Source organism: Pirellulales bacterium (assembly GCA_019694455.1).
GTDB lineage: Bacteria > Planctomycetota > Planctomycetia > Pirellulales > JAEUIK01 > JAIBBY01.
The window spans coordinates 1-8,102 of record JAIBBY010000098.1 but is presented as its reverse complement, the minus strand read 5'-3'; the positions used below and the strand labels follow the sequence as shown (position 1 = coordinate 8,102).

Sequence of the window (8,102 nt, the reverse complement as noted above, 5' to 3'; positions counted from 1 at the left end):
CACGCAATGCCTGGAGAACCCAACAGCCGACCGGCCCGCGCCGCGCGTCCTGGCCAGCTTGGCGCGGGAACGCGAGTGGGAGAGCCTGCTCGCAGCGCTGACCCAACTCGAAGCGGCCGGCGCCCCCCTCGACTGGCAGGCCTTCTACAGCCAACAGCCGGGGACCTATCGCCGCGTCCCACTGCCGACCTATCCCTACCAGCGCCAAAGCTATTGGCTTGGTCCGGCTCGTGGCCAAGCTCAACTACCAACAACGGCAACGGCGCTGACGCCCAGCCACCAAGACGATGCGCTGCCATCGATCGAAGGCTGGGTGCATCGTCCGGTTTGGCGAGAGACAGCATCTTCAACGGATGGCAAACTCCTTGGCCGTTGGCTGCTGGTCACGTCTGACCCAAAAGACGATGTGGCGCTCAGTGCGTGTTTTCCCCCTACAGCCGACTCGCTGATTTGCGCCCAAATTGGCGATCAATTCCTGCGTGTCGACCAGCAGCGCTATTTCGCCAATCTCTCGTCTACCAAGGACATGGAGTCCTTGTTCCACGCTGCGCAAGCATCGGACTCACCGCTCGCGGGAATCCTCTTTGTTCCCAAACTGGAACCACAGTCTGACTCGGTCCAACAGACTGAGAGCGGCCTGAACAACGTCGACCAACTGCGCATCGCGCTGCAAGCCGCTGCCATCGTATTTGAGCAGCCGCTCGACTTCCTGATCCTGACTCGCGGCGCCCAAAAAGTGCGCTCCGATGACATCGTTACGCTCAGCCACGCGGGATTATGGGGATTCGGCCGCTGCGCCGCCAAAGAACTGTCGCGGATTCGCGTGCGGCTTTGTGATCTTGATGCGAGCAAGCCCTTTGCCGACATAGCCAGCGCCATTGCTGGCGACGATGAGCCGCAAACTGCTTACCGCGCGGGGCGCCGGCATGCGCCGGAGTCAGAGACTGTCTCTGTGGATGCCCTCCCAGAGCGCCCGCTGGTGCGCGGCGATGGCGTCTATCTGGTCACGGGAGGCGCCGGCGCGGTGGGCACAAAGTGCGCCATGGCGCTCATCCAGCAGGGCGCTCGCAAGCTGGCTATCTGTGGGCGCAGTTCGGCGGCGTGCATCAGTCAGTTGCAGACTAACGGCGCCACGGTAAGGTACTATCAGGCCGATCTCCGCGATTCCGGCCAGGTCGGGGCACTCATCGCGGCGATCCATCGCGACTTTGGCGCGCTGCACGGAATTGTGCATGCCGCCGGCGTCTTACAAGATCGCCTGTTGTTGAACCTTTCCGGCGATGACTTGTCGACTGTGTGGAACAGCAAGGCCGCCTCGGCCGCGCTGCTCTGCGCGGCGACGCAATCCGCGCCGCTCGACTTCTTTGTCGGCGTCTCATCGCTGGCGGCGATTGCCGGCAATGTTGGCCAGGCAAACTACGCCGCCGCCAACGCCACGCTCGATGCAATCTGCCAGGCAGAGTTTGTGCATGCCCGTTGCCGCATGACGTTGAACTTCGGACCCTGGCACGGCGCCGGTATGAACAGCAATGCGGCGTTGGCAAACAAATGGTCGCTGCAAGGACTGGAAACCATCTCGGCCGATCGTGGCGCTCAGCTCTTGGATTGGTCATTCACTCATCCTGCCGACCAATGGTGTTTGTTCCCCGCCAACGGCGCCGCCGTTTGGCCTCGCCAGTATGCTCGCAACCAAGCGCCAGACTTGCGCAAGGCGCCAACCAAAGAAACCAACTCCGTGTCTGGCTCAATCATCGAGCTGGTAAGCGCCACTGTTGCCGAAGTCGTCAACGCCTCGCCGGAGCGATTGCCGCTCGACAGCACGTTTCGCGAGCTTGGCATCGATTCGTTGATGGCCGACGAGATCGCTCGGAGGCTCCAAGCGCGAATCCCACACCTTAACTTGAGTGCTACACAGCTATTCGAGCATCCAACGATCCGCGCGCTATCCGCCCGACTTTCGCGTGATGCGGGCGAAAACAGCTTCCAACACTCCAGACAGGATCGCTCACTCGCCACAAGCGCTGAACATCCCGCCGATGCCGCGAATTTGGGTAACACCGCGACTCACGATATCGCGGTAATCGGTTACGCTTGCCGGTTTCCGGGCGCGAACAATACCGAGGAGTTCTGGCGCCTGCTCAGCGATCGCCGATCGGCGATTGCCCCAATTCCCGAAGATCGCTGGCGCATCGCCAGCCAATTCGATCCGTCGATCGCCGCACGCCTTCAACGAGGCAAACTGGTGGGGGGCTTCCTCGACAAGATCGACGAGTTCGATCCGCGATTCTTCCGCATATCGCCCTATGAGGCGCGCAGCATGGATCCGCGCCAGCGCCTGCTGCTCGAAGTGGCGTATCACTGCGCAGAACATGCGGGCTATGGCGGCGCCGCGCTGAGATCGTCGCGAACCGGCGTTTTTGCTGGTTCCGGCGCTCACGACTATCTCGCCGCGGCTGATCCCGGCGATCTCGGCGAACATGCCGCCACCGGCGGAACGGCCGCCGGCCTGCCCGCCCGCTTGGCGTACCATCTTGATCTGCGCGGGCCTTTGCTCACCATCGACACGGCCTGCAGCTCCTCGCTGGTGGCCCTCAGTGCGGCGGTTGCGTCATTGCGGTCAGGACAATGCGAGATGGCGTTTGCCGCCGGCGCGCACCTGAACCTGCGGTTCGGCCCGTACTATGCGCTGTCGCGCGCCGGCGCACTGTCGCCCACAAAGACCTCCGCCCCCTTCGACCGCCGCGCCGACGGCTTTCTGCCGGGCGAAGGCATAGTGGTCTTGCTGCTGCGACCGCTTGCCGACGCGGTTCGAGCAGGCGATGCGATCTATGGTGTGATCAAAGGCGTTGCCGTCAACAGCGACGGCGCCACCAATGGGCTTACCGCTCCCAACCCACAAGCGCAAGCACAACTACTCTTCGACGCCTGGTCCGACGCGCGCATTGATCCAGTGACCATATCGCATATTGAAGCGCATGGCACCGGCACCGCGCTCGGCGATCCCATTGAGCTGTCCGCCCTCGAAACGGCGTTCACCCAACAGACCGGTCGCAAGCAATTTTGCGCGGTCGGGTCGGCGAAGCCCAACATCGGCCATGCCGATGCCGCGTCGGGACTTGCTGGCGTGTTGAAGGTGCTGCTGTCGCTTCGCCATGGCCGCCTGCCGGCATTGCCTGATTTGAGCGAGCCCAATCCGCGCTTCGCAATTGAAACCTCCGCGATCACATTGCTCGATCGGACTCGCGCGTGGCCAGCCACCCCGCTGCCGCGGCGCGCGGGCGTCAGCTCCTTTGGCTTCACCGGGACGAACGCGCACGTCGTGTTGGAAAGCGCCCCTAGCGCGCCCGTGCCACGCAATTCGCCAGACGATGTTGGCTTGCTCCTGATATCGGCGCTTAGCGCCAGCGCGTTGCGACGACTACTGACGGAATACCAGCGCTGGGCGACTGAAGCGGTGGCTGATTGGTCGCTTGCCGATGCATGCTTCACTGCCGCTGTGGGGAGGGCTCACCAGGCGCACCGGGTCGCGATTGTCGCAACAAGCGCTAGTGATTTGATCGAAAGTCTCGATCAGGCGATTGGTGGCGGCGATCGGCCGACCCTAGCGTCCATTTACCGCTCGCCCCAAGATGAAGCAGAGAGTCGCCAATCAGAAAGTGACCTGCGCCGCTTGGCTCAACTGCTGCCGACGAGCGTCCTGGCACTGGCCAATGATCTTTGCGGCGGGGAGCTAGCGACTCGCGCCATGCTAGTGGAGACGGTATCACCGCTGCCCCCGGCCAACTCCGCCGAGAGAAAATTGCTGAGCCATCTGCTCGCCGCACTCTATGCTGCCGGAACCGATGTTGATTGGCAAAGATTCTATGCCGGCCAAGAGCGTCGCAGAATTGCCTTGCCGCTCTATCCCTATGAACGCCAATCGTATTGGTTGAACGTGGATTCCAACGGCGATACGACCAACACCAAAGCGGATGGATCACCGTCACACGACCTGCACCAATTGATGCGCGAGCCCGTCTGGGAGCGTCTGGCGCCGCACGACCATGAGATGCCGAGTCGGCTCGATGGCCGCTACTTGTTGCTCCACGATGAATCCGGCTTTTCCGATCGACTTGCCACTGAGCTGGAACGCCGCGGCGCCCAACTGCTACATGTGCGGTTCGGCGACACATTAAACCGCGAAGCCCACAATGCTTGGCGCGCCAACTACCAAGACCCCGATCAAATTCGTGGGCTGTTATCGCGATTGAGCTCGGAAGATTGCTTACCGTCGACCGTTGTCGACGCCCGATCCGTACGCTCGCCAGGTTGCGAACTTGCAGCCGCCGATAGCGCAGCGCAGCTACTAATTCTCACGCAAGCCTTGTCGGCTGTGCGCGGGCCGGGCATCGACCTTTGGATCATCACTACGGACAGCCAGCACGTACTCGACTCCGACGACTGCCGAGGGGCGCAACAAGCCGCGCTCTGGGGAATGGGGCTCGTCATCAATCGCGAAATCCCGCGCCTGCGCTGCCGTTGCGTCGATCTGGCGCTCCGAGAACTTGCTACCGGCGAGGTCGTGAGCGACCTGGCCGAATGGTTAGCCAAGCCGCCAGCCAATGTGGAAATCGCAATTCGCAATCGATCTTTATATTCCCGTGGCCATGTCGCGATTGAGCCTCGCGCCGACCAGTCAACCTGCGTCATCCAACGTGGCGGCGTCTATTTGATTACCGGCGGACGAGGCGGTATCGGGAGCGAATTGGCCAAATGGCTACGCGAGCGATTTGACGCGCGCGTCATCCTTATGGGCCGCTCGCAATTCGCTGCTCGCGAATGGCTCGAAGACGCGCACATCTGCGGCGTAAGTGCCGATGTCACCGATCCTACACAATTGAGGGCGGCCCTCGACGGGATCCGTCGCCGTTTTGGAAGACTGGATGGAGTCTTTCACGCGGCGGGCGTCCTCACCAAGAATGCCATTCACGCGGAGACCAAACAATCGCTGAACTTGTGCCTTGCGCCAAAAGCCACTGGAGCACAAGTGCTGATCGATGCAATCGTCGACCAACCTGTCGATTTCCTCGTTTTCTTCTCGTCGGTGGCCGGCGTCACCGGCAACATCTTTCAGGCTGGCTACTCGGCCGCCAATCGCGTGCTAGACAGCAAGGCGCATTACGCCAGGTCGCGCGGCGTCCATGCCATCTCCATTGCTTGGGATGCGTGGCGCGATGTCGGCATGGGCGCCGCGATGGCGCCGCTGTTGGCGGAGCGCGACGAAAGCGGCCTCTCGACTGGCGAATGCCTTGCGGCGCTTGAACACGCCCTGACTACGGATCGACCAAATCTGACCGTCGCACGTGACTCATTGGCGCCGCCGACGATTCGTCCCGAAGCGAAGGTTCCACAAACAGCGCCAAGTCCATCCGCTGATTTGGCCCACGAGGATCATCGCGTGGCGCAATGGTCAATCGAACAACTCGTCGAAACCGAGTTGTGCGCCGTGCTAGGCATGGCCAAAGCGTCGTACGATCGCGGCACAACCTTCATGGACGCAGGGCTCGATTCGATGCTGGCCGCCAAGCTGGTGAAACGGTTATCGGCCGCGCTCGGCCAACGGTTGGCCGCCACCCTGCCGTTCGACTTCCCCACGATTGACCAACTCGCGCAACACCTTGCCACAAAAAGCGATGCGCCTGATCGCTGGCCCTCCCCCCTAAGCTATGATTATGCTGGAGAGTCTGTCTCGTCGACCATCTCCCATCGCCAAATGTCCACTCCTCACGATGGGACCATAACGCTTCGTTCCGGGCGGCGCGCCGCTCCTGTTGCTCGCTATCTGCGCTGAATGGCGATTCTTGTTCATTTTGAGAACGGTCTCACAGTCGAGGTCGACGGCGACGTCGCGCTCACTACCGATGAGCGCGCCGAACTGACAGCGCGCTTTGGCGCGGCCATCACGCGCGAAACACGCCTGTCCGAAGACCAGCCACAGTCCACGCCGGAGTTCGCCCTGATCGGTTTGGCCGCGCGCATGCCTGGCGCCGATTCGTTAGACGACTTCTGGAAATGCCTCCTTGAGAACCGTGACGCTATTGCGTCCGCGCCAGCGGTCCGTGGCGATCTCACCGGCGGCTTGCAGGGCGCGTTTCTCCATGATGTCGATCAATTCGACGCTACGCTGTTCGGCATTTCCGCCCGCGAGGCGGAGTTCATGGACCCGCAGCATCGCATCTTGCTCGAAGTCTGCTGGGAAGCCTTGGAACGCGCCGGCTATGCGGGCGCCTCGCTGTGGGGCGCGCGGGTGGGCGTTTTTATGGGTGCCAGCGGCAGCGAGTACGCGCATCGCTTCATCGGCCACCCCGAGATCATCGACCGCTATTTCGGCTCCGGCAACGCGCTGTCGATGGTCGCCAACCGAATCTCTTATCAGTTCAACTTTCGCGGGCCCAGCATCGCCATCGACACCGCATGTAGTTCGTCACTGGTCGCATTGCAAATGGCGACCGAAAGACTTGCCCGTCAAGAGTGCGATGTCGCGCTAGTGGGTGGCGTGAATCTCCTGTTCTCGCCAGAAATGTACGAGAATTGTCGCCGCGCGAAAATGCTCGCGGCCGACAGCCGCTGCAAGACGTTCGACGACCGAGCCGATGGTTACGTGCGCAGCGAAGGGGCGGCCGTCGTCGTGATCAAACGAAAGGACGATGCCGCTCGCGATCGCGACCATGTGTGGGCAACCATCCAGGCCGCGACGACAAATCACGACGGACGTTCGAACGGTCTGACCTCGCCTAATGGTCCGTCTCAAGTCGCCCTGTTGCGGCAAATTTACGCGCCGGACAAGATTCCGCCCAACTCAATCTCTTACATCGAAGCTCACGGCACTGGCACGCAGCTTGGTGACACGATCGAAGTCCAATCGCTGGCGGAAGTGTTTGCGGTCGCCAATCAATTCCAGTCGTGCGCGATCGGGACACTCAAGACGCAGTTCGGACATTTGGAGCCCGCCGCCGGAATCGCCAGCGTGGTGAAGGTGGTTCTGGCGCTGCGACATGGCCAGATCCCGCCGTTGCGAGGGTTGCAATCGCCCAATCGCCTGATCGAGTTCGAGCGCACACCGTTTTACGTGGTCGATCGCGCCGTGTCTTGGCCCAGAACTCAAGAACGTGTGCGGCGCGCCTGCGTTAGCGCGTTTGGCTTTGGCGGCGCCAATGCGCATGTGGTATTGGAAGAGCCACCCCATGAGGCGCCACAGCGATCAACGCGGCGCCAGCGCCTGTTCCTCATTTCCGCGCAGAACCAACAGACTCTTGCACGACTCGCCCAACGCCATCTCGATCAACTTGCCGAGTATGGAGAACGATTCGACGACGTCTGCTACACACTGGCGGTGGGACGCGCGCATCTCCGCCACCGGATCAGCTTCCTGTTTACGACCCGCGAGCAACTAGCGACGCAGCTTCTACAATTCATTGCCGATCCTTCAACGGATTCGGTCGGTCACGCGGAAGTCGCAAGTAAGGCGCCAATCAATCTTGGCGTGCTTGTCTCAATGGTCGATCGCATCCTGAAAGATCAACCAGCGCTCGCCAGCTGCTTGACCAACCTCTGCACGGGACCGCTTTGGGAACGAATATGCTTCGAGTTTGATGGGCGGATTCCGATAGCCTCCGCGGCCACCGTGGACCGAGCAGCATTGATGCCGATCTTAGGCCAATTTTGGCAGTATGGCGTCGACGTGGACTGGCAGCGGTTCTATTCCGACCAAATTTGTCGACGAGTTCCCCTCGCGACATATCCCTTTGATCGCAAGCGATATTGGATTGCAGCGCCGGACCGTCGTGTGACCGCGCCAGCGGCATCGACACAAGACAAATCCGCCCCGCTGCTTAGTTCTGCAACAGCCAATACCACTGCCGCCGACGATAACAAGGAAGAAAAGAAACTGGCCGAGTGGTTTTTGGAGCCGGTGTGGGAGCAGGCGGAGTCCACTGGTGATCGCCGGCCGCTGCCGGCCGGGACGTGGCTGGTGTGGGGACGCGGCGACGGGCCTCAGACCCAAGCCCTGATCGCGGGTTTATGCGCCCGCGGCGCGCGGGTCGCGCTGGTCGCCCCCGGCG

General features: G+C 61.8%; 2 protein-coding genes. Both read left to right on the top strand.

Going from position 1 to position 8,102, the window contains the following annotated elements:
• The first annotated feature begins 58 nt into the window (after positions 1-58).
• Positions 59-5,830: an SDR family NAD(P)-dependent oxidoreductase gene (locus tag K1X71_20610; GenBank protein ID MBX7075551.1), complete on the top strand. Its 5,772-nt coding sequence runs from the start codon at positions 59-61 to the stop codon at positions 5,828-5,830.
• A partial coding sequence (locus tag K1X71_20605) for a hypothetical protein (GenBank protein ID MBX7075550.1) occupies positions 5,831-8,102 on the top strand: 2,272 nt, incomplete at its 3' end.